This window comes from Gordonia sp. J1A (genome assembly GCF_055393515.1).
Genome location: NZ_AP041607.1, coordinates 1,049,990 through 1,073,641 on the forward strand (window position 1 = coordinate 1,049,990; position 23,652 = coordinate 1,073,641).

Consider the following 23,652-nt stretch of genomic DNA (forward strand, 5'->3'; position numbering starts at 1 on the left):
GAGATCAGGCATGACCGAACCGGTGAAGGTCGCCGTCCGCGCGGCGAGTCCCTACGACGTGACGATCGGCCGGGGTCTGCTCTCCGACGTCGCCGAAGCGGCGCAGGGCGCCGATCGCGTGACGATCGTCTATCAGCCGACCCTCAAGGCCACCGCCGAGCAGATCCGCGAGTATCTGGCCGAACAGGGCTTCGATGCGCATCGCGTCGAGATCCCGGACGCCGAGGATGGCAAGGACCTCTCCGTCGCCTCCTTCTGCTGGGAGGTCTTCGGACGCATCGGCATGATGCGCAACGACAAGGTCATCAGCCTGGGCGGCGGTGCCGCCACCGACCTCGCCGGTTTCGTGGCCGCGACGTGGATGCGGGGCATCGGCGTCATCCACGTGCCGACCACGCTGCTGGCGATGGTCGACGCCGCGGTGGGCGGCAAGACCGGCATCAACACCGATGCCGGAAAGAACCTCGTCGGGTCGTTCCACGAGCCCGACGCCGTGCTCATCGATCTCGCGACGCTGGAGACGGTCCCGCACAACGAGGTCGTCGCCGGGCTCGCCGAGGTCATCAAGACCGGATTCATCGCCGATCCGGTGATCCTCGACATGATCGAAGCCGACCCCGGTGCCGCCCTCGACCCGAAGGGGACGGTCCTGCCGGAGCTGATCCGCCGGTCGGTCCAGGTGAAGGCAGACGTCGTGTCCGCGGATCTGAAGGAGTCCTCACTGCGGGAGATCCTCAACTACGGTCACACGCTCGGCCACGCGATCGAACGCCGTGAACGCTACAAGTGGCGTCACGGGGCCGCGATCTCCGTCGGCATGGTCTTCGCCGCCGAACTCGGGCGGCTCGCGGGCCGGCTCGACGACGAGACCGCCGACCGCCATCGCCGGATCCTCGAACTCGTGGGTCTGCCCACGACCTACGACGAGGACGCGCTCGGCGAACTCCTCAAGACGATGGCCGGCGACAAGAAGAACCGGTCGGGCATGCTCCGATTCGTGGTGCTCGACGGTCTGGCGAAGCCCGGCCGTCTGGAGGCCCCGGACCCGTCGCTGATCGCGGCCGCCTACTCGGCCGTCGCCTCCGGCGGAGCCTCGGGCCCCGCCCCGATCATGCTGTGAGCGGTTCGAGGGTGGGATGATTTCGACTCGCTCCGCTCGCTCAACCACCCTGGATGTGAAGTGCCCACCGGCAGGCTGATTGCGCGCGCTGCTCCTCAGGCTGGCTGAGCGGGCTGCTCCTTAGGCTTGTTGAGCGGGCCGCCCGGCAGGCTGGTTGAGCGGGCTGCTCCTTAGGCTTGTTGAGCGAGCGAAGCGAGTCGAAACCCCCTCACAGCACAAACAACAGCGGGCCGGGAACCTCGAAGGTTCCCGGCCCGCCGTCGTGGAGACGATGCTCAGGCAGTGGTCGCCAGCTGAGCGGTCTGCGCTTCTGCTGCTTCCTGCGCCTTCAACTCGGCCTTCCGCTGGTCGCGGCGGACGAAGAAGCGCCCGAGGCTGACGCCGAAGAACGCCGGCAGGTAGACGATGAGGGTGATGAACGAGACGCCGGCGGTCATCTCGATCCAGAAGGAGGCCTGGCCGATACCGTTCAGCCAGAAGGTTCCGAGGATCCAGCACACGAGGCACGACACGACGGCGGCCACGAGGCCGACCTTGAGCCAGCGCATCGTGAGATCCTCGTAGTCGTCGGGGTCGCTGTGCGCGCGGGCGTCCCTGATGCCGTCGTATCCGCCCCAGATCACCGCGATCAGCACCACGGCGATCACCGCGAGCCAGCGTCCGAGTGGCGAGGACAGAGGTGCCGTGATGACGACGACACCGAGAATGATTCGGGCGGCGATGTGCACAATCGACATCACGGCGCCACGCAGTAGCCACGAACTCATGGATGCACCATACCGGGGAGGAACATGTTCAACAACGCTGACATGCGGAAAGAAGAGGCCCGCGCCGAGGCCGGCGTGACGACCGCGGCCAGGCGCGCCCGATTGTCCCGGGCATTGGGAGACGACGCGGCGGGGGACCAGGTGGACGCGATCGTCGTGTCGAACCTGGTCAACGTGCGTTACCTCACAGGTTTCACCGGCAGCAACGCGGCGGTCCTCGTCTGGGCCGAGCGGCCGGAGCGGCCCGAGGACACGATCTCGACGGACGGCAGATATGTGTCGCAGGTGGCCGCACAGGTACCCGACCTGCCGGCGCTGATCGCCCGCGACTGCCCGCGCGCCCTCGTCGAGCACGCCGCCGGCCTGCGACCGCGCGTTCGGATCGGCATCGAGGCGGACGCGATGTCGGTGGCGGCGTTCACCGACCTGTCGCAGCACGCCGGCGCGGAACTGGTCCCGCTGCGCGGAACGGTGGAAGCGCTGCGCGCGGTCAAGGACGCCGGTGAAGTGGAATTGATCACGTCAGCGTGCCGGATCGGCGACGAGGCCCTCGCCGCTCTGATCGAACGCGACGCGATCGTACCGGGCCGCACCGAGCGCGCCGTGGCGCGCGACCTCGAGTGGGAGATGTACGTGCGCGGCGCCGACGCCATCGCCTTCGAGACGATCGTCGCCGCCGGGCCGAACTCGGCGATCCCGCACCATCGCCCCACCGATGCGGTGCTCGCCGACGGCGACCTGGTCAAGATGGATTTCGGCGCGGTCGCCGGCGGCTATCACTCGGACATGACCCGCACCTACGTACTGGGGGCCGCGGCGGCGTGGCAACGCGAGATCTACGAGATCGTCGAGGCCGCGCAGCTCGCCGGCCGCGAGGCCCTCGTTCCCGGCGCCGACCTGGCGGGGGTCGACGCCGTCGCCCGCGAGGTGATCGCGGACGCGGGGTACGGCGAGTACTACGTGCACGGTCTGGGGCACGGGGTGGGGTTGGAGATCCACGAAGGTCCGGGAATCGGGGCCGCCGCGAGCGGTACACTGCCTGTCGGCGCAACGGTCACCGTTGAACCCGGGATCTACCTGCCCGGGCGCGGCGGCGTGCGGATCGAAGACACCCTGGTGGTCACCGATGCCGGACCGCGATTGCTGACGACCACCCCGAGGGCGCTCCGCGCCCTGTGACTTTCCGAGGAGACAACACATATGGCGTCGACCGCCGACTTCAAGAACGGCCTCGTCCTCAAGATGGAGGGCGACCAGCTCTGGCAGATTCTGGAATTCCAGCACGTGAAGCCGGGCAAGGGCCCCGCGTTCGTGCGCACCAAGATCAAGAACGTCCTGTCGGGCAAGATCGTCGACAAGACCTTCAACGCCGGAGTCAAGGTGGAGACGGCGACCGTCGACCGTCGCGACATGACCTACCTGTACAACGACGGCACCGACTACGTGTTCATGGACGGCGAGACCTTCGACCAGATCACCATCGCCCCCGAGGTCATCGGCGACGGTGCGCGCTTCCTGCTGGAGAACATGACCGTCCAGGTCTCGACCCATGAGGGCGCGCCGCTGTCGGTGGAGCTCCCGGTCACCGTCGAACTCGAGGTCCAGCACACCGACCCGGGTCTGCAGGGCGATCGATCGACCGGCGGCTCCAAGCCCGCCACGCTGGAGACCGGCGCCGAGGTCCAGGTGCCGCTGTTCATCAACACCGGCGACAAGCTGAAGATCGATTCCCGCGACGGCAGCTACCTCGGCCGCGTCAACAGCTGACACACCGCACCACCGACGTTCCCCGAGCAAGACAGGCACTGCGACTCACGTGAAGAAACCCGGTACCCGCCACAAGGCGCGCAAGCGCGCGGTGGACCTTCTGTTCGAGGCGGAAGCCAAGGGCGTGAAGGCCACCCAGCTGATCGCTGAGCGGCGCGAGATCTACCCCACCGACGACAGCGTCGGAACGATGTACGAGTACACCGTGCGCGTCGTCGAGGGTGTCACCACGGACGCCTCCCAGGTGGACGCCGTGATCGAGTCGCATCTGGAGAACTGGAAGCTGCACCGGCTCCCGGCGGTCGACCGCGCCATTCTGCGGCTGGCCGTCTGGGAGCTGCTGTACGCGACCGACGTCGACATCGACGTCGTGCTCGACGAGGCCGTCGAGCTCGCCAAGGAGCTCTCGACCGACGATTCCCCGTCGTTCGTCAACGGCGTCCTCGGCAAGGTCGCCGAACTGGCCCCTCAGGTCAGGGCGGCGGCCTCGGCGGAGTAGACTGGCTCCTCGAGAGCAAGTTCTGGCTCGACAAGAGAATTTCCTTTAACGACCCGTCCAGTGAGGCGGAGAAGGAGGTCGACTTGGCTCCGCCGGTCGATCGTGCGCGCCCTCAGCGTGTGTTACTCGACGCTTCTGACGTCGGGCGCACGGTGGCACGCATGGCACATCAAGTGATCGAGAAGACCGCTCTGGACGCTCCCGACGCCCGTCGGGTCCTGCTCATCGGTATCCCCACGCGGGGCACCTCGCTGGCAGTGCGGCTGGCCGAGCGGATCGCCGAGTTCTCCGGCGTCCGGGTGCCGACCGGCTACCTCGACATCACGCTCTACCGCGACGACCTTCGCGACAAGCCCCATCGCCCGCTCGAACGGACGCTCGTCCCCGAGGGCGGCGTCGACGGCGCGCTGGTGATCCTCGTCGACGACGTCCTCTTCTCCGGCCGCACCGTGCGAGCTGCGCTCGACGCGCTGCGCGATCTCGGCCGTCCGTCCGCGGTGCAACTCGCGGTGCTGGTCGATCGCGGCCACCGGGAGTTGCCCCTGCGCGCCGACTACGTCGGCAAGAACGTCCCGACCTCCCGGGACGAGGACGTCGAAGTCCACCTGGTGGAGCACGACGGGATCGACGAGGTGGTGCTCCGATGAAGCACCTGCTCTCCGCCGCCGACCTGTCCCGCGACGACGCGCTCGACATCCTCGACGAGGCCCAGCGGTTCGAGCAGGCGCTCGCCGGCCGTGAGGTCCGCAAACTCCCCACCTTGCGTGGCCGGACGGTGATGACCGTCTTCTACGAGAACTCGACGCGTACCCGCGTCTCGTTCGAGGTCGCCGCCAAGTGGATGAGCGCCGATGCGATCAACGTCAGCGCATCGAGTTCGTCGGTCAACAAGGGCGAGTCGCTGCGCGACACCGCCAAGACACTGCGCGCTCTCGGCGCGGACGCCCTGGTGGTGCGGCACCCGGCATCCGGCGCCGCCGCCCAGGTGGCGCGGTGGACCAACGACGGCAGCGACGTCACCGGCCTGCCGACCACCGGCCCGTCGGTCATCAACGCCGGCGACGGCACGCATGAACACCCCACGCAGGCGCTCCTCGACGCCTACACGATTCGCCAGCGTCTGGGCGGTTTCGAAGGTCGCCGCGTCGCGATCGTCGGAGACATCCTGCACTCGCGCGTGGCGCGGTCGAACGCCCGGCTGCTCGCGACCCTCGGTGCCGAGGTGGTCCTCGTGGCACCGCCGACCCTGCTGCCGACGGGCGTGCAGACGTGGCCGGTCCGGGTCGCCACCGATCTGGACGCCGAGCTTCCGGCCGCGGACGCGGTGATGATGCTCCGGGTCCAGGCCGAACGCATGAACGGCGGATTCTTCCCGAGCGCGCGCGAGTACGCGGTGCGCTACGGGCTCTCGGACACCCGCATGGCGATGCTGCGCGACGACGCCGTGGTGCTGCATCCAGGCCCGATGCTGCGCGGCATGGAGATCGGCTTCAACGTCGCCGACACCCCGCAGGCCACCGTCCTCGAACAGGTCCGCAACGGCGTCCACGTCCGCATGGCGGTGCTGTTCCGCCTCATCGCGGGAGCCGAGGAGTCCATCGGCGGACCCGACAGCAGAACAGCGGACAGCAGAACACCCGACAGCAGCGCACCCGACGATTCCCGAGGAGTGAAGTAGTGTCCGTCACCGGTTCGGTCCTGATCACCAACGTCCGGCCCTACGGTGACGGCGACCCGGTGGATGTCGCCGTCGTCGACGGCGAGATCACCGCGATCGGCGCCGGCCTGCCGGCTCCCGAGGGGGCGGACACGATCGACGGCGGAGGCGGCGTACTGCTTCCCGGCTTCGTCGATCTGCACACACATCTGCGCCAGCCCGGCCGCGAGGACACCGAGACCGTCGAATCGGGCTCGCGAGCGGCGGCGCGCGGCGGCTACACGGCGGTCTTCGCGATGGCGAACACGGACCCGGTGGCCGACAACGCCTCGATCACCGATCACGTGTGGCGCCTCGGCCGGGAGATCGGTCTGGTGGACGTGCACCCGGTGGGTGCGGTCACGGTCGGACTCGCCGGCGAGCAACTCGCCGAGATGGGCATGATGGCCGACGGCGACGCTGCGGTGAAGCTGTTCAGCGACGACGGGAAGTGCGTGCACGATCCGGTCATCATGAAGAGGGCGCTCGAGTACTCGAAGGGGCTCGGAGTGTTGATCTCGCAGCACTCCGAGGATCCGCGGCTGACTGTGGGAGCCGTCGCGCACGACGGTCCGACCGCCGCGCGGCTGGGTCTGACCGGCTGGCCGCGTGCCGCCGAGGAGTCGATCGTCGCGCGCGACGCGCTGCTGGCGCGCGATGCCGGGGCCCGGGTGCACATCGCGCACGCCTCCACGGCGGGCACGGTCGAGCTGATCCGCTGGGCCCGCAGCCAGGGGATCGAGATCACCGCGGAGGTCACTCCGCACCACCTGCTGCTGGACGACTCGCGGCTGGAGACCTACGACGGCGTCAACCGCGTCAACCCGCCGCTGCGCGAGGAGACCGACAAGACGGCGTTGCGGGCGGCACTCGCCGACGGGGTCATCGACTGCGTCGCCACCGACCACGCACCGCATGCGGCGCAGGAGAAGTGCTGCGAGTTCTCGCAGGCGCGACCGGGGATGCTGGGTCTGGAGACGGCGCTGTCGATCGTGGTGGAGACGATGGTCCGGCCCGGACTGCTCGACTGGCGCGGCGTCGCGCGAGTGATGAGCGAACGGCCGGCGCAGATCGTCGGCCTCGACGACCAGGGGCGGCCGATCGCCGTCGGTGAGCCGGCGAATCTGACGATCATCGATCCGGACGGTTCGTGGGAGGTCCGCGGCCAGACACTTGCCAGCAAGTCCGGCAACACCCCCTACGAGTCGATGCGGCTGCCGGGCGTCGTGCAGGCGACGGTCCTGCGCGGTCGGGTCACGGCGGCGCGGGGACCCGCGGAGCTCGACGACACGGTCTGCGACCCGGCGTTCGACGAGACGGCGGGTGAGTGGCGGTGAACGAGGTTCTGTACTACGTGGTGGTCACCGTCGTCGCCCTCGCGGTGTGGCTGACGCTGGTGGCGATGGTGGTGCGCGGCTGGCGCAACCGGGGCCGCAGGCAGGCGGAGAGCGTCGGAGAACTGCCGGTGGCGCCCGCCGACCCGGGAGAGCTCATCCGCGGCCCGCACACCGGCCTGTACCTCGGCAGCACGATGGCGCCGAGCTGGCAGAACCGCATCGCGGTCGGCGACTTCGGAGACCGCGCCAACGCTCAGCTGTCGGCGTTCCCGGCCGGATTGCTCATCGAGCGCTCGGGCGCCTCGCAGATCTGGATCCCCGAGGAGTCGATCGTGGCGGTCCGCACCGAACGCGGGCTCGCGGGCAAGGCGATGAGCCGCGACGGTGTGCTGGTGATCCGCTGGGCGCTGCCGACGGGGATCCAGGTGGACTCCGGGCTGCGCGCCGACGACAAGTCGGTCTATCCGGAGTGGGTGGCGGCCTACGAGGAGATCACCGAGAAGGCTTTCCGCGAGCTCGAACTCACGGACGAACATGAATCTGGCACCAAGAAGACGAAGAAGAGAGACAAGTGATGAACAAAGCGGTGATGGTGCTGGAGAACGGCCAGGTTTTCACCGGTCAGGCGTTCGGCGCCACGGGACGCACTCTGGGCGAAGCGGTCTTCTGCACCGCGATGACCGGATACCAGGAGACGTTGACCGACCCGAGTTACCACCGGCAGATCGTCGTCGCGACGGCGCCGCAGATCGGTAACACCGGCTGGAACACCGAGGACAGTGAGAGCCTGCTCGGCAAGCGTTCGTCGGTCCGGTGGTCGGCGGACTTCATCGACCACCGGGATCCGGGGAAGATCTGGGTTGCCGGATACGCGGTCCGCAACCCCACGCGACGCGTCTCCAACTGGCGAGCCGGCTCGTCGCTCGAAGACGAGCTGATCGGTCAGGGAGTGGTCGGCATCGCGGGCATCGACACCCGCGCACTGGTGCGCGTGCTCCGGGACAGCGGATCGATGCGCGCCGGGATCTTCTCCGGCGATGCGATCGGCAGCACCGAGGAGATGCTCGACGCGGTCCGCGCCCAGCCGTCGATGGCCGGTGCCGATCTCGCGGCGCAGGTCAGCACGTCCGAGCCGTACATCGTCGAGGCGGCCGGCGGGGAGGCGAAGTTCACCGTCGCCGCGCTCGACATGGGCATCAAGGCCAACACCCCGCGCATGCTGGCCGCCCGCGGAGTGGAGGTGCACGTGCTCCCGTCAGACGCCACCTACGCCGACATCCGCGCTCTGAACCCGGACGGTTTCTTCCTGTCGAACGGGCCGGGCGACCCGGCGACCGCCGACGCGGCCGTCGCGCTGACCAGCGAGGTGATCGACGCGGGACTGCCGACGTTCGGCATCTGCTTCGGCAACCAGATCCTGGGACGGGCCTTCGGCCGCAGTACCTACAAACTCAAGTTCGGTCACCGGGGCATCAACATCCCGGTCCTCGACACCACCACCGGCCGGGTCGCCATCACTTCGCAGAACCACGGCTTCGCCCTCGAGGGCGAAGCGGGCGAGGAGTTCGACACCGACCTCGGCCGTGCCCGCGTCTCCCACGTCTGCGCCAACGACGGCGTCGTGGAGGGTGTGGAGCTGCTGTCCGGCCAGGCGTTCTCCGTGCAGTACCACCCGGAGGCCGCGTCCGGACCGCACGACGCCGCCAACCTCTTCGACAAGTTCGTCAACGTGATGGAGAACTCCGCCATGAAAGGAACCCGCGCGTAATGCCTCGCCGTACAGACATCTCCCACGTTCTGGTGATCGGGTCCGGCCCGATCGTCATCGGCCAGGCCTGCGAGTTCGACTACTCGGGCACCCAGGCCTGCCGGGTGCTCAAGGCCGAGGGCCTGCGCGTGTCGCTGGTCAACTCCAATCCGGCCACGATCATGACCGATCCCGAGTTCGCCGACGCCACGTACGTGGAGCCGATCACTCCGGAGTACATCGAGAAGGTCATCGAGACCGAGGCCGCCGGCGGCCACCCGATCGACGCCGTGCTCGCGACCCTGGGCGGTCAGACCGCGCTCAACGCGGCGGTCGGCCTGCATGAGAAGGGCATTCTCGCCAAGCACGACATCGAGCTGATCGGCGCCGACTTCGACGCCATCCAGCGCGGCGAGGACCGCCAGATGTTCAAGGACATCGTCACCGAGATCGGTGGCGAGAGCGCCCGCTCGCGGGTCTGCCACACCATGGAGGAGGTGCACGCGACCGTCGAGGAGCTCGGCTACCCGGTGGTGGTGCGGCCGTCGTTCACCATGGGCGGACTCGGCTCCGGCATGGCCTACGACGAAGCCGATCTGGACCGGATCGCCGGCGGCGGCCTGGCGGCCTCGCCCACGGCGAACGTCCTGATCGAGGAGTCCATCCTCGGCTGGAAGGAGTACGAGCTCGAGCTGATGCGCGACAACAAGGACAACGTCGTCGTGATCTGCTCGATCGAGAACGTCGATCCGGTCGGTGTGCACACCGGCGACTCGATCACCGTCGCACCCGCGATGACGCTGACCGACCGCGAGTACCAGATCATGCGCGATCAGTCGATCGCCATCCTCCGCAAGGTGGGCGTCGACACCGGCGGTTGCAACATCCAGTTCGCCCAGAACCCGCGCGACGGCCGACTGGTGGTCATCGAGATGAACCCGCGAGTGTCGCGCTCGTCGGCGCTGGCGTCGAAGGCGACCGGCTACCCGATCGCCAAGATGGCGGCCAAGCTGGCCATCGGCTACTCGCTCGACGAGATCATGAACGACATCACCCGGGTCACGCCCGCGTGCTTCGAGCCGGCGCTCGACTACGTGGTCGTCAAGGCTCCGCGTTTCGCGTTCGAGAAGTTCCCGGGCGCCGACGACACGCTGACCACCACGATGAAGTCGGTGGGCGAGGCGATGAGCCTGGGCCGCAGTTTCGCCGAGGCCTTCGGCAAGGTGATGCGATCACTGGAGACCAAGGCGGCGGGCTTCTGGACCGAGGCCGACCGGCCCGACCCGGCGACCATCGACACCGAGGCGCTGCTGTCGGAGGTGTCGGTCGGCAGGGACGGCCGCATGTACAAGATCATGCTGCTGCTGGAGGCGGGCGTCGGCATCGACCGGATCTACGAGGCGACCTCGATCGACCCGTGGTTCCTGGCCGAGATCGACGGCATCCGACAGATCGGTCACGAGGTCCGCGACGCCGAGAGCCTCGACGAGTTCACCCTGCGGGTCGCCAAGAGCAACGGACTCTCGGACCGCCAGATCGCAGTCCTCCGCGGTACCGACGAGGACGCGATCCGCGAACTGCGGACGGGCATGGGCGTGCGCCCGGTCTACAAGACGGTCGACACGTGCGCCGCCGAGTTCGAAGCGAAGACCCCGTACCACTACAGCTCCTACGAGCTCGATCCGGCGGCGACCACCGAGATCGCCGCGCAGACCGAGCGGCCCAAGGTGCTGATCCTGGGCTCGGGACCCAACCGAATCGGCCAGGGCATCGAGTTCGACTACTCCTGCGTCCACGCCGCGCTCACGCTGTCGGAGGCCGGCTACGAGACGGTCATGGTGAACTGCAACCCGGAGACGGTCTCCACCGACTACGACACCGCCGACCGCCTGTACTTCGAGCCGCTGACCTTCGAGGACGTCCTGGAGGTGTACCACGCCGAATCGCAGTCGGGCACCGTCGCGGGCGTCATCGTCCAACTCGGCGGGCAGACTCCGCTGGGGCTCGCCGCACGGCTCGAGGCCGCGGGCGTGCCGATCGTCGGCACCAGCCCGGCCGCGATCGATCTGGCGGAGGACCGCGGCGAGTTCGGCAAGGTACTCGTCGAGGCGGGCCTGCCCGCACCGCAGTTCGGGACCGCCACCACCTTCGAGGGCGCCAAGGACATCGCGGCCGGAATCGGCTACCCGGTGCTGGTCCGCCCGTCGTACGTGCTCGGCGGCCGCGGCATGCAGATCGTCTACGACGAGCAGGGGCTGGCCGACTACATCGCGAACGCCACCGAGATCTCCGACGACCGCCCGGTGCTGGTCGACCGGTTCCTGGAGGGTGCCGTGGAGATCGACGTCGACGCGCTGTGCGACGGCGACGAGGTCTACATCGGCGGCATCATGGAGCACATCGAGGAGGCGGGCATCCACTCAGGCGACTCGGCGTGCGCGCTGCCCCCGATCACGCTCGGCGCCGATGTGGTGGAGCGGGTGCGGACCTCGACCGCGGCGCTGGCCAGGGGTCTGGGCGTGCGCGGCCTGATGAACGTTCAGTACGCGCTCGCCGGCGACGTGCTGTACGTGCTCGAGGCCAACCCGCGGGCGAGCCGCACGGTGCCCTTCGTCTCGAAGGCCACCGCGGTGCCGCTGGCGAAGGCGTGCGCGCGAGTCATGCTGGGCATGTCGATCGCCGAACTGCGCACCCAGGGCATCCTGCCCGCGGAGGGCGACGGTTCGGTCACCCCGGCGAACGCCCCGGTGGCGGTCAAGGAGGCCGTGCTGCCGTTCAATCGCTTCCGGCGGGAGGACGGGACCGGCGTCGACTCGCTGTTGAGTCCCGAGATGAAGTCGACCGGTGAGGTCATGGGACTCGACGACGATTTCGGCCGGGCCTTCGCCAAGTCGCAGGAGGCGGCCGGGGGAGCGCTCCCTCGCTCGGGCACGGTCTTCGTGTCGGTGGCCGATCGCGACAAGGCCTCGATCATCTCCCCGATGAAGCGCCTCGCCGACCTGGGCTTCACCGTTCTCGCCACCGGCGGTACCGCGGACGTGCTGCGCCGCAACGGTATCCAGGTGGAGACCGTGCGCAAGTACTTCGAGGCCAAGGAGGGTGAGCGGACCGTCATCGACGCCATCAGAGAGCGCAAGGTGGACCTCATCATCAACACGCCGTTCGGCACCGCCGGACCGCGCGTCGACGGGTACGAGATCCGTGCCGCCGCGATCGCCGCGACGGTGCCGTTCATCACCACCGTGCAGGGTGCGGGCGCTGCGGTGCTCGGCATCGAGGCGACGCTGAACGCCACGATGAGCGTGCGATCACTGCAGCGCCGCCACGCGGAGATGCAGGCGGGCAAGTGATAGAGGCCGGAAAGTGATAGAAGCGACGGCACGATCGTCCGGTTTCGCGGCGCGATACCGGACGGTCGTCGCCGAGCGCGGACGGCTGTGCGCGGGAATCGACCCGCACGCGGCGCTGCTCGAGCAGTGGGGTCTGCCGGTGACCGTCGACGGGCTGCGCGCCTTCGCCGACGCCTGCGTCGAGGGCCTCGGTCCCACCGCCGCCGTCATCAAACCGCAGGTCGCCTTCTTCGAGGTCTTCGGCGCCGCGGGCTTCGCGGTCCTGGAGGATGTGATCGCCGGCTGCCGAGAGGCGGGGGCGGTGGTCCTCGCCGACGCCAAGCGCGGCGACATCGGCTCCACCATGGCGGCGTACACCGCGGCATGGCTCGACGACGCGTCGCCCCTGTGCTCCGATGCGGTGACCCTCTCGCCGTACCTGGGTTTCGGATCGCTCGAACCGGCTGTTCACAAGGCGCGGACCACCGCGCGCGGCGTCTTCGCCCTCGCCCGCACCTCCAATCCCGAGGGCGGCTCGGTGCAGACGGCCGACGCCGGCGGTCGGACCGTCGGACAGTCGATCGTCGACGCCGCCGCGGAGGTGAACGCCGATGGCTCCGGAACGGTCGGCGTGGTGGTCGGCGCGACACGCGAACACGGATTGGATCTGAGCCGTCTGGCCGGTCCCGTGCTGTCGCCGGGATTGGGCGCCCAGGGCGCCACCGCGGCCGATCTGGCCCGGATCTTCGACGGTTCGGATCCGTCGTGGCTGCTGCCGGCGGCCAGCCGCAGCATCCTGCGCGCGGGACCCGATCCGGCGGCCCTCGCGACTGCGGCGTCCGCGACCCGAGACGAGGTCGAGGCGGCGCTGCGGTAGCCGCTCACTACTGACGCGACACTCGACGACGGAACCCCCGTCCCGGACGGGGGTTCCGTCGTCGAACATCGCGGCTGTGCGGGGTCTGCGGGTTTCGCGGATGGCGCGGAGCCTCGGGGCCGTTCAGTAGTGGCCGATCTCCTCGCGGAAAGCGGCGATCGCGGGCCAGGTCTCCTGTTCGGCGACGGCCCCGGTCAGCAGGCCGAGGTGGCTGGTCTCGACGGTGTGGAACTCGGCGTGGACGGAGTCGGTGAACAGGCTCAGTCCGTGCTCGGCCGCCGCGTGGCTGACGATCGCGTCACGGTGCGAGCCGGCCATGAAGACCGGCGCCGTGATGGACGTGAGATCGACGGTGACCGATCCGAAGTGCAACTCGCCGCGTGCGATCTCATCGCGCAGGATGAGATTCACCAGCATCTGCTCGCTGACCTTTCCCGGGTAGCCGGGCAGCGAGTTCTGGAAGCGGTCGATCACCTGCATGCGGACCAGCGCGTCGGTGTCTCGGAGGTTCGCCAGAATGTACTGCGGCTTGCGTAGTTCGCGATCCCACGAGCTCGCTCGGTAGGCGAGTTGTACGGCGATCGACGGGATGCCGCCCAGCGCGCGGAGCAGATAGGTGACCGGCTTGCCCTGCGTGGGGCCGAGCAACCTCCGGAGCAGGGGATAGGGCTCGATCTTCTGGTAGTTGAGCGGTGTGCCGGCGGTGATGACCGAGCGGATCGGCAGGTCGCGCTGTGCGGCCGCGGTCATCAGCGACAGGGTGCCGCCGAGGCTCCAGCCCATGAGGTCGACCGCGTCCGGCCCGGCCCGGAAATCGTCGATCACCTCGCCGATCGCGCGGGGGATGAAGGTGCCGAAGTAGTCCTCGAAACCGAGCCGGCGGTCGGCGTAGCCCACGTCGCCGAAGTCGATGACGTACGGAACGGTACCGGTGCCGAGCAGGAACTCGACCACCGAGTTGCCCGGCTGGGCGCCGGGTGCCAGGTCGTAGCAATGGGCGGGCACCGCCAGCGGCGGGACCAGCAGCACCGGGACCTGACCGGACTCCCGAGCCGCCCGGAGTTGGTCCGCTGAACCGAAGCGGATCAGCTTGGCGTGCGGACGTTCCGAGAGCACCACCGACTCGCTGGCGCTGGACGGGGCGAGGTCGTCGGTCAGGACACGAGCAAGGGTTCGAAGGTCACTGAGCATGGAGGGCACGGTACCTTGTGCCGCATCCGCCGTCGCACGCCGTGTTGTTCCCGGACGATCGATGTGGTTCCGAGGTGATCGGCGCTCTCCTGCGACACCGAGTGCGGGCGCGCCCGGTGCGCTTCACCGGAAACGGCGGCGGAGCGGGTACCGTTTGTGCTGGTCCGATTGCATGGGACTCCGATTGCATGGGACAAGGCGTCGAGCGTTAGGCTGGATCCGATTCGCTCGTAGGGGCCGCACGGCCCCGAAGCGGAAAAACACGAGATGTTCGTATAGCGTCGCGTGGACAAACCGAACTGTAGACACGAAAGACGGAGGAACCGTGGCTCTTCCCCAGTTGACCGATGAGCAGCGCGCTGCAGCGCTCGAGAAGGCGGCTGCCGCTCGCCGGGTGCGCGCGGAGCTCAAGAACCGCCTGAAGAGCGGCGGCACCAACCTGCAGCAGGTGCTGGCCGACGCAGAGAACGACGAGATCCTCGGCAAGATGAAGGTCTCGGCCCTTCTCGAGGCCCTGCCGAAGGTGGGCAAGGTGAAGGCGCAGGAGATCATGACCGAGCTGGAGATCGCTCCGACTCGCCGTGTCCGCGGTCTCGGTGACCGCCAGCGCAAGGCGCTTCTCGAGAAGTTCAGCTCCTGAGCGTGACCCGGGAGCACACCCGACGGAGGGGCCGACTGGTTGTACTGGTCGGCCCCTCGGCTGTCGGAAAGTCGACCGTCGTCGCACGGCTGCGCGAGCTCGTTCCCGATCTGTGGTTCAGCGTGTCGGCGACGACCCGCGATCCGCGGCCGGGTGAGGTGGACGGTCACGACTACCACTTCGTGAGCCGAGAGAAGTTCGACTCGATGATCGAGAACGGCGAACTCCTCGAATGGGCCGACATCCACGGGGGGCTGCAACGTTCGGGAACACCCGCGGCTCCGGTGCGCGAGGCCCTCGAGTCCGGCTCGCCCGTGCTGCTGGAGGTCGACCTGGTGGGATGCCGCAACGTGGTGACGGCGATGCCGGAGGCGACGACGGTGTTCCTGGCGCCGCCGAGCTGGGAGACTCTGGTGGAGCGGCTGACCGGCCGCGGCACTGAATCCCAGGAGGTGATCGACCGTCGACTGGAGACGGCGCGGTCGGAGATGGCCGCCCGCGAGGAGTTCCAACACGTCGTGGTGAACGACGATGTCGACGCGGCCGCCGAACAATTGGTAAACTTGCTGGTTGGGCCGCCGTTAGAGGAGCAGACCCAAGCAGAGACTTCGCAGGAGAATTGAGTGAGCACTCAGACCGAGACCGAATCAACCGTGGTTGTGGACGAGCCCGTCTACGACGCCCCGCTGGGTATCACCAATCCGCCGATCGACGAACTGCTCGAGCGCACCTCGTCGAAGTACGCCCTGGTGATCTACGCGGCCAAGCGCGCCCGGCAGATCAACGACTACTACAACCAGCTCGCCGAGGGCATCCTCGAGTACGTCGGCCCCCTCGTGGAGCCGGGCGTCCAGGAGAAGCCGCTCTCGATCGCGATGCGTGAGATCCACTCGGACCTGCTCGAGCACACCGAGGGCGAGTAGGCCCCACAGGTGTCCAAAGCGCACATCCTGATCGGTGTGGGCGGCGGTATCGCCGCGTACAAGGTGTGTTCGGTCATCCGGCACTACACCGAGGCGGGGCACGACGTCCGAGTGATGCCGACCAGGGCCGCCCTCAACTTCGTCGGGGCCGCCACCTTCGAGGCGCTGTCGGGCAACCCGGTCAGCACCGAGGTCTTCGACGACGTCGACGAGGTGGCTCATGTGGCGCTGGGACGCCGCGCCGACCTGGTGATCGTCGCGCCGGCGACGGCGGACCTGATGGCCCGCGCGGTCGCGGGTCGCGCCGACGACCTGCTGACCGCATCGCTGCTCACGGTGAGCTGTCCGGTGCTGTTCGTTCCGGCGATGCACACCGAGATGTGGGAGCATCCGGCTACCGTCGCCAATGTCGCGACCCTCCGGAGTCGCGGCGTGACCGTCATGACTCCGGCCGTGGGGCGTCTCACCGGCACCGACAGCGGTGCCGGGCGCATGCCCGAGCCCGCCGAGATCGCGGCGCTGGGGGATCTCCTGCTGACCCGCGCCGACGCTCTGCCCTACGACCTGTCGGGTGTGCGCATGGTGATCAGCGCCGGCGGCACCCGCGAGGCCCTCGACCCGGTGCGATACCTGGGCAACCACAGTTCCGGCAAACAGGGGTACGCCCTGGCCCGGGCGGCCTCGCAGCGCGGAGCCCGGGTGACGCTGGTCTCCGGCGCCACCTCGGATCCGGGTGAGCCGGCATCGGTCGAGATCGTTCACGTGGACTCCGCACGCGAGATGCAGTCGGAGATGACCACGCGGGCCGCGGATGCCGACGTGGTGATCATGGCGGCCGCCGTCGCCGACTTCCGGCCCACGGCGGTGGCCGGCGCCAAGATCAAGAAGGGCGACGACGGACCCGCTCCCATCCACTTGGACACCAACCCCGATATTCTCGCCGGGCTGGTCGCCGACCGTGCGCAGGGCCGGATTCCCCGGAGTACCGTGATCGTCGGATTCGCCGCAGAGACCGGTGACGCCGACGGCGGAGTCCTCGACCACGGCCGCGCCAAGCTCCGCAGAAAGGGCTGCGACCTGCTGGTCGTCAACGCCGTCGGCGGCGGCAAGGCGTTCGGCACCGAGGACAACACCGGCTGGCTGCTGACCGCGGACGGCCGCGAGACCGGACTGCCATTCGGCTCAAAAACTTTGATGGCGAGCAGAATCCTTGACGAAGTGGCCGCTCTCGTGCCAGATGGACAGGTGCCCTCGCGCGCCGGCACCGGCGAACGAGACGGCAACGAACTGACACACAACCCCGAGAGGAACCGATGAGCGCCTCAGCGTCCCGTCTATTCACGAGCGAATCCGTCACCGAGGGTCATCCGGACAAGATCTGTGACGCGATCAGCGACTCGATCCTGGACGCGATGCTCGCGAAGGATCCGAAGGCCAAGGTGGCCGTGGAGACCCTGGTCACCACCGGTCAGGTGCATGTCGCGGGCGAGGTCAGCACCACCGCCTACGTCGACATCCCGACCATCGTGCGCGAGAAGATCCTCGAGATCGGCTACGACTCGTCCACCAAGGGCTTCGACGGCACGTCGTGCGGCGTCAACATCGCGATCGGCGCGCAGTCGCCGGAGATCGCCCAGGGCCTGACCCACTCGCACGAGAAGCGCACCGGCACCCACGACGACGACATCGACCAGCAGGGTGCAGGCGACCAGGGCCTGATGTTCGGTTACGCCACCGACGAGACGCCCGAGCTGATGCCGCTGCCGATCGCGCTGGCCCACCGGCTCTCGCGCCGGCTGACCCAGGTCCGCAAGGACGGCGTCCTGCCGTACCTGCGTCCCGACGGCAAGACTCAGGTCACCATCGAGTACGCGGGCGACACCCCGGTCCGTCTCGACACCGTGGTGGTCTCCACGCAGCACGCCGCCGACATCGACATCGAGGGCATGCTCGCCCCCGACATCCGCAAGCACGTCCTCGAGCCGGTCTTCGCCGAACTCGACCTCCCGGTGAAGCTCGACACCTCCGACCCGCGTCTGCTGGTGAACCCCACCGGCAGCTTCGTGCTCGGCGGACCGATGGGCGACGCCGGTCTCACCGGCCGCAAGATCATCGTCGACACCTACGGCGGCATGGCGCGTCACGGCGGCGGTGCGTTCTCGGGCAAGGACCCGTCGAAGGTCGACCGCAGCGCCGCCTACGCGATGCGCTGGGTGGCGAAGAACGCCGTTGCGGCGGGCCTGGCCAGCCGCATCGAGGTCCAGGTGGCCTACGCCATCGGCAAGGCCGCGCCCGTCGGTCTGTTCGTCGAGACCTTCGACACCGAGAAGGTGGACCCCGGCACCATTCAGAAGGCGATCTCGCAGGTCTTCGACCTTCGTCCCGGGGCCATCATCCGCGATCTGGACCTGCTGCGGCCGATCTACGCACCGACCGCCGCGTACGGACACTTCGGCCGGACCGATGTGGATCTGCCGTGGGAGCGCACCGACCGCGTCGCCGCACTCCGCGAGGCCGCAGGCCTGTAAGAGTGCGCGAGGCTGCAGGTCGGGGAGCGGTCCGCCGCGGCGCGGTCTCAGGCGATCGCTAATCTCGACGTGTGACAGCCGAGACCGAGCGCGTGGCCGCGAAGCCTCCGCGCAATCAGCGGGTCGCCGCACCGCAGCGACCGGTGGCCCGTGTGCTGCCGATGCTCGGGCTGGCTCACCTGGACCGGCCCTTCGATTACCTCGTGGACGCCAAGACGGACGCGGACGCCCAGCCGGGCGTCCGCGTCCGTGTGCGTTTCGCCGGCCGGTTGGTGGACGGCTACCTCTTGGAACGGCTCGACCGCAGCGAACACGAGGGCGCGCTGTCGTGGCTCGATCGCGTCGTCTCGCCCGAACCCGTCCTCACCCCCGAACTGGCCGCGCTGTGCCGTGCGGTCGCCGACCGGTACGCGGGCACGATGGCCGACGTCCTGCGGCTGGCGATCCCGCCGCGGCACGCACGGGTGGAGAAGGAGGCGGCCAGTCACGACGTGGCGCGGCCGATCGCCGAGCCGGCCGCAGCCGGCTGGGACGTCTACGACTCGGGGCGGTCGTTCATCGAACAGGCGGTCGCCGGAGGGCATCCGCACGCCTGCTGGCAGGCGCTGCCCGGCGAGGACGTGGCCGCCCGGCTGGCCGAACTCGCGGCGTCGGTCGCGGCATCCGGGCGCGGGGTGGTGATCGTGGTGCCCGACCAGCGGGATCTCGATCGTCTCGAAGCGGCGTGCGAACCGCTGCTCGGCGACGCCTGCGTGACTCTCGCCGCGGGCCTCGGTCCCACCGCGAGGTACCGGCGCTGGCTGTCGGCGCTGCGCGGACGGGCACGGGTGGTGATCGGCACGCGCAGCGCCGTCTTCGCACCCGTCGTCGATCTCGGCCTGGTGGTGGTCTTCGACGACGGGGACGACAGTCTCGACGAGCCGCGGTCGCCCTATCCGCACCCGCGCGAGGTGGCCGTTCTCCGCGCCCACGGCAGCGGGGCGGCGCTGCTGATCGGCGGACACTCCCGCACCACCGACGCGCAGGCATTGGTGGAGTCGAGCTGGGCGTTCGACGTCGTCGCCCCGCGGGCCGCGGTCCGGGAGGCGATGCCGCGCGTCGACGGACTCTCCGACGAGGATCGCCGCGTGGCGGGCGATCCGATGGCGCGGACCGCGCGGATACCGGCGATCGCCTTCGACGCGGCCCGGCGAGCCCTCGCCGCCGACCAGGCGGTGCTGTTCAGCGTGCCTCGGCGCGGTTACCTGCCGTCGGTGGCGTGCGCCCGGTGCCGCGCGCACGCCCGGTGCCGAGCCTGCAACGGTCCGCTGCAGATGAGCGAACGCGGCGACCTCGCCTGCCGGTGGTGCGGACGACCGGAGAACCGCTTCGTCTGTCCGGTGTGCGCGGGCACCGCGGTGCGCGCGTTGATGATCGGGGATCGGCGCACCGCCGAAGAACTCGGACGCGCCTTCCGCGGCGTCCCGATCGTCACCTCCTCCGGCGACAAGATCGTGGACGAGGTGCCGGCCGGGCCGCGGGTGGTGATCGCCACGCCGGGCGCGGCGCCGCGCGCGCCGGGCGGCTACGGGGCCGCGGTGCTGCTCGACACCTGGGCGCAGCTGGACCGGGAGGATCTGCGTGCCGCCGAGGAGGCGGTCCGCGCCTGGATGGCGGTGGCGACGCTGGTGCGGCCCCGTGCCGAGGGCGGCCGCGTGGTGGTGGTTGCCGACGCGGCCGCGTTGCCGGTACAGGCGCTCATCCGGTGGGATCCGGTGGGATTCGCCACCGCCGAGCTGCGGCAACGGCTGGAGTTGAAGTTCCCGCCCGCGGTGACGATGGCGTCGGTGGACGGACCGCCCGCGGCCGTGTCGGCGTTCCTCGACCTGCTCACCATGCCGCCGGAGGCCGAGACGCTGGGGCCGGTGCCGCTGCCCGCGGGGGTGCGCCGTCCCGCCGGCCTGGACGAGTCGGGGCCGGTGGATCGCATGCTGTTGCGCACACCGCGCAGCGCCGGGCGGTCACTGGCCGAGGCACTGCGTAACGCCCAGGCGCTCCGGAACGCCCGGCATGACGACACCGCGGGCATCAGGGTCCAAGTCGATCCCCCTACGATTGGTTGACATGAGGCTGGTGTTCGCCGGCACGCCCGAGGTGGCGGTGCCGACCCTGCAGGAACTGCTCGATTCGCCCGACCACGAGGTGGTCGGCGTCATCACCAGACCGGACACCACGGCCGGCCGCGGACGCCGGATGATCCGGTCGGAGGTCGGGACGCTCGCCGACAGCCACGGGATCGAGGTCCTGACGCCCCGCCGGATGTCCGATCCGGAGGTGTCCCAGGCGCTGGTCCGGTGGAACGCCGACCTCGGGGTCGTCGTCGCATACGGCGGACTGATCCCGCAGAGCGTGCTGGACATGCTGCCTCGCGGCTGGGTGAACCTGCACTTCTCGGTACTGCCCGCGTGGCGGGGAGCCGCTCCGGTGCAGGCGGCCATCGCCGCGGGCGACGAGTTCACCGGGGCGAGCGTCTTCGCTCTCGAAGCCGGACTCGACACCGGACCCGTCTACGGCACGCTCACCGAGCGGATCCGCGACACCGACACCGCGGGCGATCTCCTCGAGCGGCTCTCGGTGTCGGGCTCGGGCCTGCTCCGCGCCGTCGTGGACGGGATCGCGGCGGGCGAACTGGCTCCGGTGCCCCAGGACGCCGAAGGCGTCTCGCACGCCGGGAAGATCACGACCGACGATGCGCGCGTGCGCTGGGACCTGCCGTCGCACATCATCGGGCGCACGGTGCGCGCCCACACCCCGGCACCGGGCGCGTGGACGATGCTCGGCGACGCACGTATCAAACTCGGCCCGGTGATCCCGGTCGACGGCGACGCCGATGTCCCGGGAGCTATGGAGTGCGGAGCGCTCGCGGTCACCAAGAAGGCGGTCTTTGTCGGCACGGCGTCCGGTGCGGTGCGGCTGACGACGGTGCAGGCGCCGGGAAAGAAATCGATGAACGCCGCCGACTGGGCACGTGGCAGCCGGCTCGACGGAACGGAGCACTTCGGATGAGCCCTGCGGAGCATCGGAGCGGCGATCGGCGCCCGGAGCGCAAGTACCGCGAGAAGGATCTCGACCCGGCACGCATCGTGGCGCGCGATGTGCTGCGGGCGGTGCGCGAACGCGACGCGTACGCGAATCTACTGCTGCCCAGACTGCTTCGCGAGCGGAGGATCACCGGCCGGGACGCCGCGCTGGCCACGGAGCTGACCTATGGTTCGGCTCGGTCTCTCGGCCTGCTCGACGCCGTGATCGCCGCCGCGGCGGGCCGCCCCGTCGACGAGATCGACGGAAGCCTGCTCGACGTACTGCGGCTGGGGACCTATCAGCTGTTGCGTACGCGGATCGGGTCGCACGCGGCGGTGTCGACCTCCGTCGACATCGCGCGCAGCGAGAACGGGATGGGACCGTCCGGATTCGTCAACGCGGTCCTGCGCAAGGTGAGTCAGCGCGACGAGCAGCTCTGGATCGACGAACTCGCGCCGTCGATGATGGACGATCGCATCGGCAACCTGTCGTTCACGTATGCGCATCCGCGGTGGATCGGCGAGATATTCCACCGGGCGCTCGGCGGGTCGACGGGTGAGCTGCAGGCGGCGCTCGCCGCCGACGACGAGCGGCCGATCGTGCATCTCGTCGCACGGCCGGGACAGATCACCGCCGAGGAACTCGCGTTGATCAGCGGCGGCGACGAGGGACGCTATTCGCCGTACTGCGTGTACCTGCCCGAGGGCGGAGATCCGGGCGAGCTCGACGCGGTGCGGGAGGGCTTCGCCGGAGTCCAGGACGAGGGGAGCCAACTGGTCGCGGTCGCGCTGGCACGTGCCGACGTCGGCGACGACGGCGGCCGGTGGCTCGACCTCTGCGCCGGTCCGGGCGGCAAGGCCGCGCTGCTGGGGTCGCTCGCCGAGGTGTCGGGCGCTCATCTGGACGCCGTCGAGATCTCCGCGCATCGTGCCGAGCTGATCGAGAAGGTGGTCGACTCGCTGCCGGTGACCGTGCACGTCGCCGACGGCCGGTCATCAGGACTGGAGCCGGACTTCGACCGGATTCTGGTGGACGCCCCCTGTTCGGGACTGGGGTCGCTGCGACGGCGCCCGGAGGCCCGCTGGCGTCGGCGGCCCGAAGACCTCCCGGAGCTGGTGACCCTGCAGAGGGAGTTGCTCGCCGAAGCCCTGCATCTGGTGAAGCCGGGCGGTGTGGTCGTGTACTCGACGTGCTCGCCGCATCCGGCCGAGACCGTCGAGGTGGTCGACACGGTGCTCACGGAGGTGGCCGGGGTGAGCCGCCTCGACGCTCGCCCGCTGGTCGCGGGCGATGTCTTCGATCCGGAGTCGCTGGGAGACGGGCCGTACGTTCAGCTCTGGCCGCACCGCCACGACACCGACGCCATGTTCCTGGCCGCACTGCGGAAGGACTGACGCGCTGCCGCGAGAGCGCCGGCCGCGTTCTCGTAGAATCAGCGCCATGTGCAACCCCGGCCGCCCGGCACCGATGATCGCCCCGTCCATCCTGTCCGCCGACTTCGCCAATCTCGCCGCGGAGATCGCGGCGGTCGGCCCGTCCGACGTCGATCCCGGCGTCGACTGGGTTCACGTCGACGTGATGGACAACCATTTCGTGCCGAATCTGACGCTCGGCCTGCCGGTGGTCGAGAGCCTGCTCAAGGCCACCGACATTCCGCTCGACTGCCACCTGATGATCGAGGACCCGGGCCGCTGGGCGCCGCCGTACGCGGAGGCCGGCGCCTACAACGTGACCTTCCACGCCGAGGCCGCCGACGATCCGTCGGCCGTGGCCCGCGACATCCGCGCGGCCGGAGGCAAGGCCGGCCTGGCCATCAAGCCCGGCACGCCGCTGGAGCCGTACCTGGAGATCCTGCGGGACTTCGACACGCTGTTGGTGATGAGCGTGGAGCCGGGCTTCGGTGGGCAGAAGTTCATGCCCGAGGTGCTCGACAAAGTCCGCACCATCCGGAGCCGGGTCGACAGCGGCGACCTGCGCCTGCTGATCGAGATCGACGGCGGGATCAGCGATTCCACCATCGAGCAGGCCGCCGAGGCCGGGGTGGACTGCTTCGTCGCGGGGTCGGCCGTGTACGGCGGCGACGATCCCGCCGCCCGCGTGGCGCAGTTGCGCCGCAAAGCCACCCTCGTCCGCGACGGTCGGTAGCGCGGTGGTCGGTGCGGCCACCGTCG

Annotated in this window: 22 protein-coding genes; 20 read left to right on the top strand and 2 right to left on the bottom strand. The window is 69.5% G+C overall.

Annotated elements, in window-relative coordinates:
* Nucleotides 1-10: 10 nt before the first annotated feature.
* Nucleotides 11-1,120, top strand: a complete 1,110-nt coding sequence (gene aroB, locus ACZ5QD_RS04910) for a 3-dehydroquinate synthase (protein WP_045540468.1) — start codon at nucleotides 11-13, stop codon at nucleotides 1,118-1,120.
* Between the two features lie 275 nt (nucleotides 1,121-1,395).
* Here the strand turns inward: aroB and ACZ5QD_RS04915 are convergent, their stop codons facing one another.
* Complete coding sequence (locus ACZ5QD_RS04915; RefSeq protein WP_006894800.1) at nucleotides 1,396-1,887, bottom strand: B-4DMT family transporter; 492 nt, start codon at nucleotides 1,885-1,887, stop codon at nucleotides 1,396-1,398.
* A 42-nt stretch (nucleotides 1,888-1,929) separates the two neighbouring features.
* Between ACZ5QD_RS04915 and ACZ5QD_RS04920 the strand changes: the two genes are divergently transcribed.
* The 10 genes from ACZ5QD_RS04920 to pyrF all read left to right on the top strand — a co-directional run bounded on the left by ACZ5QD_RS04920 (nucleotide 1,930) and on the right by pyrF (nucleotide 13,139).
* Nucleotides 1,930-3,066: an aminopeptidase P family protein gene (locus ACZ5QD_RS04920; protein ID WP_464367257.1), complete on the top strand. Its 1,137-nt coding sequence runs from the start codon at nucleotides 1,930-1,932 to the stop codon at nucleotides 3,064-3,066.
* Nucleotides 3,067-3,087: 21 nt separating this feature from the next.
* Nucleotides 3,088-3,654, top strand: a complete 567-nt coding sequence (gene efp, locus ACZ5QD_RS04925) for an elongation factor P (protein WP_006894802.1) — start codon at nucleotides 3,088-3,090, stop codon at nucleotides 3,652-3,654.
* Between the two features lie 49 nt (nucleotides 3,655-3,703).
* A complete protein-coding gene (nusB, locus tag ACZ5QD_RS04930; protein WP_006894803.1) occupies nucleotides 3,704-4,153 on the top strand; it encodes a transcription antitermination factor NusB in 450 nt (149 codons plus the stop codon).
* Between the two features lie 83 nt (nucleotides 4,154-4,236).
* Nucleotides 4,237-4,800, top strand: coding sequence for a bifunctional pyr operon transcriptional regulator/uracil phosphoribosyltransferase PyrR (pyrR, locus tag ACZ5QD_RS04935; RefSeq protein ID WP_006894804.1), 564 nt, complete (start codon nucleotides 4,237-4,239; stop codon nucleotides 4,798-4,800).
* The gene (locus ACZ5QD_RS04940) at nucleotides 4,797-5,831 is read left to right on the top strand and encodes an aspartate carbamoyltransferase catalytic subunit (protein WP_062367515.1); all 1,035 of its coding nucleotides are present in this window, start codon (nucleotides 4,797-4,799) and stop codon (nucleotides 5,829-5,831) included. The genes pyrR and ACZ5QD_RS04940 overlap by 4 nt, the downstream gene beginning before the upstream one ends.
* A complete protein-coding gene (locus ACZ5QD_RS04945) occupies nucleotides 5,831-7,186 on the top strand; it encodes a dihydroorotase (protein ID WP_464367140.1) in 1,356 nt (451 codons plus the stop codon). The genes ACZ5QD_RS04940 and ACZ5QD_RS04945 overlap by 1 nt, the downstream gene beginning before the upstream one ends.
* Complete coding sequence (locus ACZ5QD_RS04950; protein ID WP_039866783.1) at nucleotides 7,183-7,761, top strand: PH-like domain-containing protein; 579 nt, start codon at nucleotides 7,183-7,185, stop codon at nucleotides 7,759-7,761. Before ACZ5QD_RS04945 ends, ACZ5QD_RS04950 begins: the two co-directional genes overlap by 4 nt.
* Entirely contained in the window at nucleotides 7,761-8,954 is a 1,194-nt protein-coding gene (gene carA, locus ACZ5QD_RS04955) for a glutamine-hydrolyzing carbamoyl-phosphate synthase small subunit (protein WP_375001937.1), read from the top strand. The genes ACZ5QD_RS04950 and carA overlap by 1 nt, the downstream gene beginning before the upstream one ends.
* Nucleotides 8,954-12,283 carry a carbamoyl-phosphate synthase large subunit gene (gene carB / locus ACZ5QD_RS04960; RefSeq protein ID WP_006894809.1) on the top strand — a complete coding sequence of 1,110 codons (3,330 nt, stop codon included), beginning with the start codon at nucleotides 8,954-8,956 and terminating at the stop codon, nucleotides 12,281-12,283. The genes carA and carB overlap by 1 nt, the downstream gene beginning before the upstream one ends.
* Nucleotides 12,284-12,296: 13 nt before the next feature.
* Nucleotides 12,297-13,139, top strand: coding sequence for an orotidine-5'-phosphate decarboxylase (gene pyrF, locus ACZ5QD_RS04965; RefSeq protein ID WP_464367141.1), 843 nt, complete (start codon nucleotides 12,297-12,299; stop codon nucleotides 13,137-13,139).
* A 123-nt stretch (nucleotides 13,140-13,262) separates the two neighbouring features.
* Here pyrF and ACZ5QD_RS04970 read toward each other — a convergent pair whose 3' ends face one another.
* Nucleotides 13,263-14,330, bottom strand: coding sequence for an alpha/beta hydrolase (locus ACZ5QD_RS04970; protein ID WP_464367142.1), 1,068 nt, complete (start codon nucleotides 14,328-14,330; stop codon nucleotides 13,263-13,265).
* 325 nt (nucleotides 14,331-14,655) lie between these two features.
* On the opposite strand from ACZ5QD_RS04970, the gene mihF reads away from it, so the two are divergent.
* The 9 genes from mihF to rpe all read left to right on the top strand — a co-directional run bounded on the left by mihF (nucleotide 14,656) and on the right by rpe (nucleotide 23,626).
* Nucleotides 14,656-14,970, top strand: a complete 315-nt coding sequence (gene mihF, locus ACZ5QD_RS04975) for an integration host factor, actinobacterial type (protein ID WP_006894812.1) — start codon at nucleotides 14,656-14,658, stop codon at nucleotides 14,968-14,970.
* Between the two features lie 2 nt (nucleotides 14,971-14,972).
* On the top strand, nucleotides 14,973-15,593 hold the full coding sequence (gene gmk, locus ACZ5QD_RS04980; protein WP_006894813.1) for a guanylate kinase: 621 nt from the start codon (nucleotides 14,973-14,975) through the stop codon (nucleotides 15,591-15,593).
* A complete protein-coding gene (gene rpoZ / locus ACZ5QD_RS04985) occupies nucleotides 15,594-15,893 on the top strand; it encodes a DNA-directed RNA polymerase subunit omega (RefSeq protein WP_006894814.1) in 300 nt (99 codons plus the stop codon). It abuts the gene before it with no gap.
* Nucleotides 15,894-15,902: 9 nt separating this feature from the next.
* The gene (coaBC, locus tag ACZ5QD_RS04990) at nucleotides 15,903-17,210 is read left to right on the top strand and encodes a bifunctional phosphopantothenoylcysteine decarboxylase/phosphopantothenate--cysteine ligase CoaBC (RefSeq protein ID WP_222110815.1); all 1,308 of its coding nucleotides are present in this window, start codon (nucleotides 15,903-15,905) and stop codon (nucleotides 17,208-17,210) included.
* Entirely contained in the window at nucleotides 17,207-18,421 is a 1,215-nt protein-coding gene (gene metK / locus ACZ5QD_RS04995) for a methionine adenosyltransferase (RefSeq protein ID WP_006894816.1), read from the top strand. Before coaBC ends, metK begins: the two co-directional genes overlap by 4 nt.
* A 71-nt stretch (nucleotides 18,422-18,492) precedes the next feature.
* Nucleotides 18,493-20,523, top strand: coding sequence for a primosomal protein N' (locus tag ACZ5QD_RS05000; protein WP_006894817.1), 2,031 nt, complete (start codon nucleotides 18,493-18,495; stop codon nucleotides 20,521-20,523).
* Between the two features lies 1 nt (nucleotide 20,524).
* Nucleotides 20,525-21,466 carry a methionyl-tRNA formyltransferase gene (gene fmt, locus ACZ5QD_RS05005; protein WP_006894818.1) on the top strand — a complete coding sequence of 314 codons (942 nt, stop codon included), beginning with the start codon at nucleotides 20,525-20,527 and terminating at the stop codon, nucleotides 21,464-21,466.
* Nucleotides 21,463-22,875, top strand: coding sequence for an RsmB/NOP family class I SAM-dependent RNA methyltransferase (locus tag ACZ5QD_RS05010; RefSeq protein ID WP_464367143.1), 1,413 nt, complete (start codon nucleotides 21,463-21,465; stop codon nucleotides 22,873-22,875). The genes fmt and ACZ5QD_RS05010 overlap by 4 nt, the downstream gene beginning before the upstream one ends.
* A gap of 46 nt (nucleotides 22,876-22,921) precedes the next feature.
* Nucleotides 22,922-23,626: a ribulose-phosphate 3-epimerase gene (gene rpe, locus ACZ5QD_RS05015; RefSeq protein WP_006894820.1), complete on the top strand. Its 705-nt coding sequence runs from the start codon at nucleotides 22,922-22,924 to the stop codon at nucleotides 23,624-23,626.
* Nucleotides 23,627-23,652: the final 26 nt, after the last annotated feature.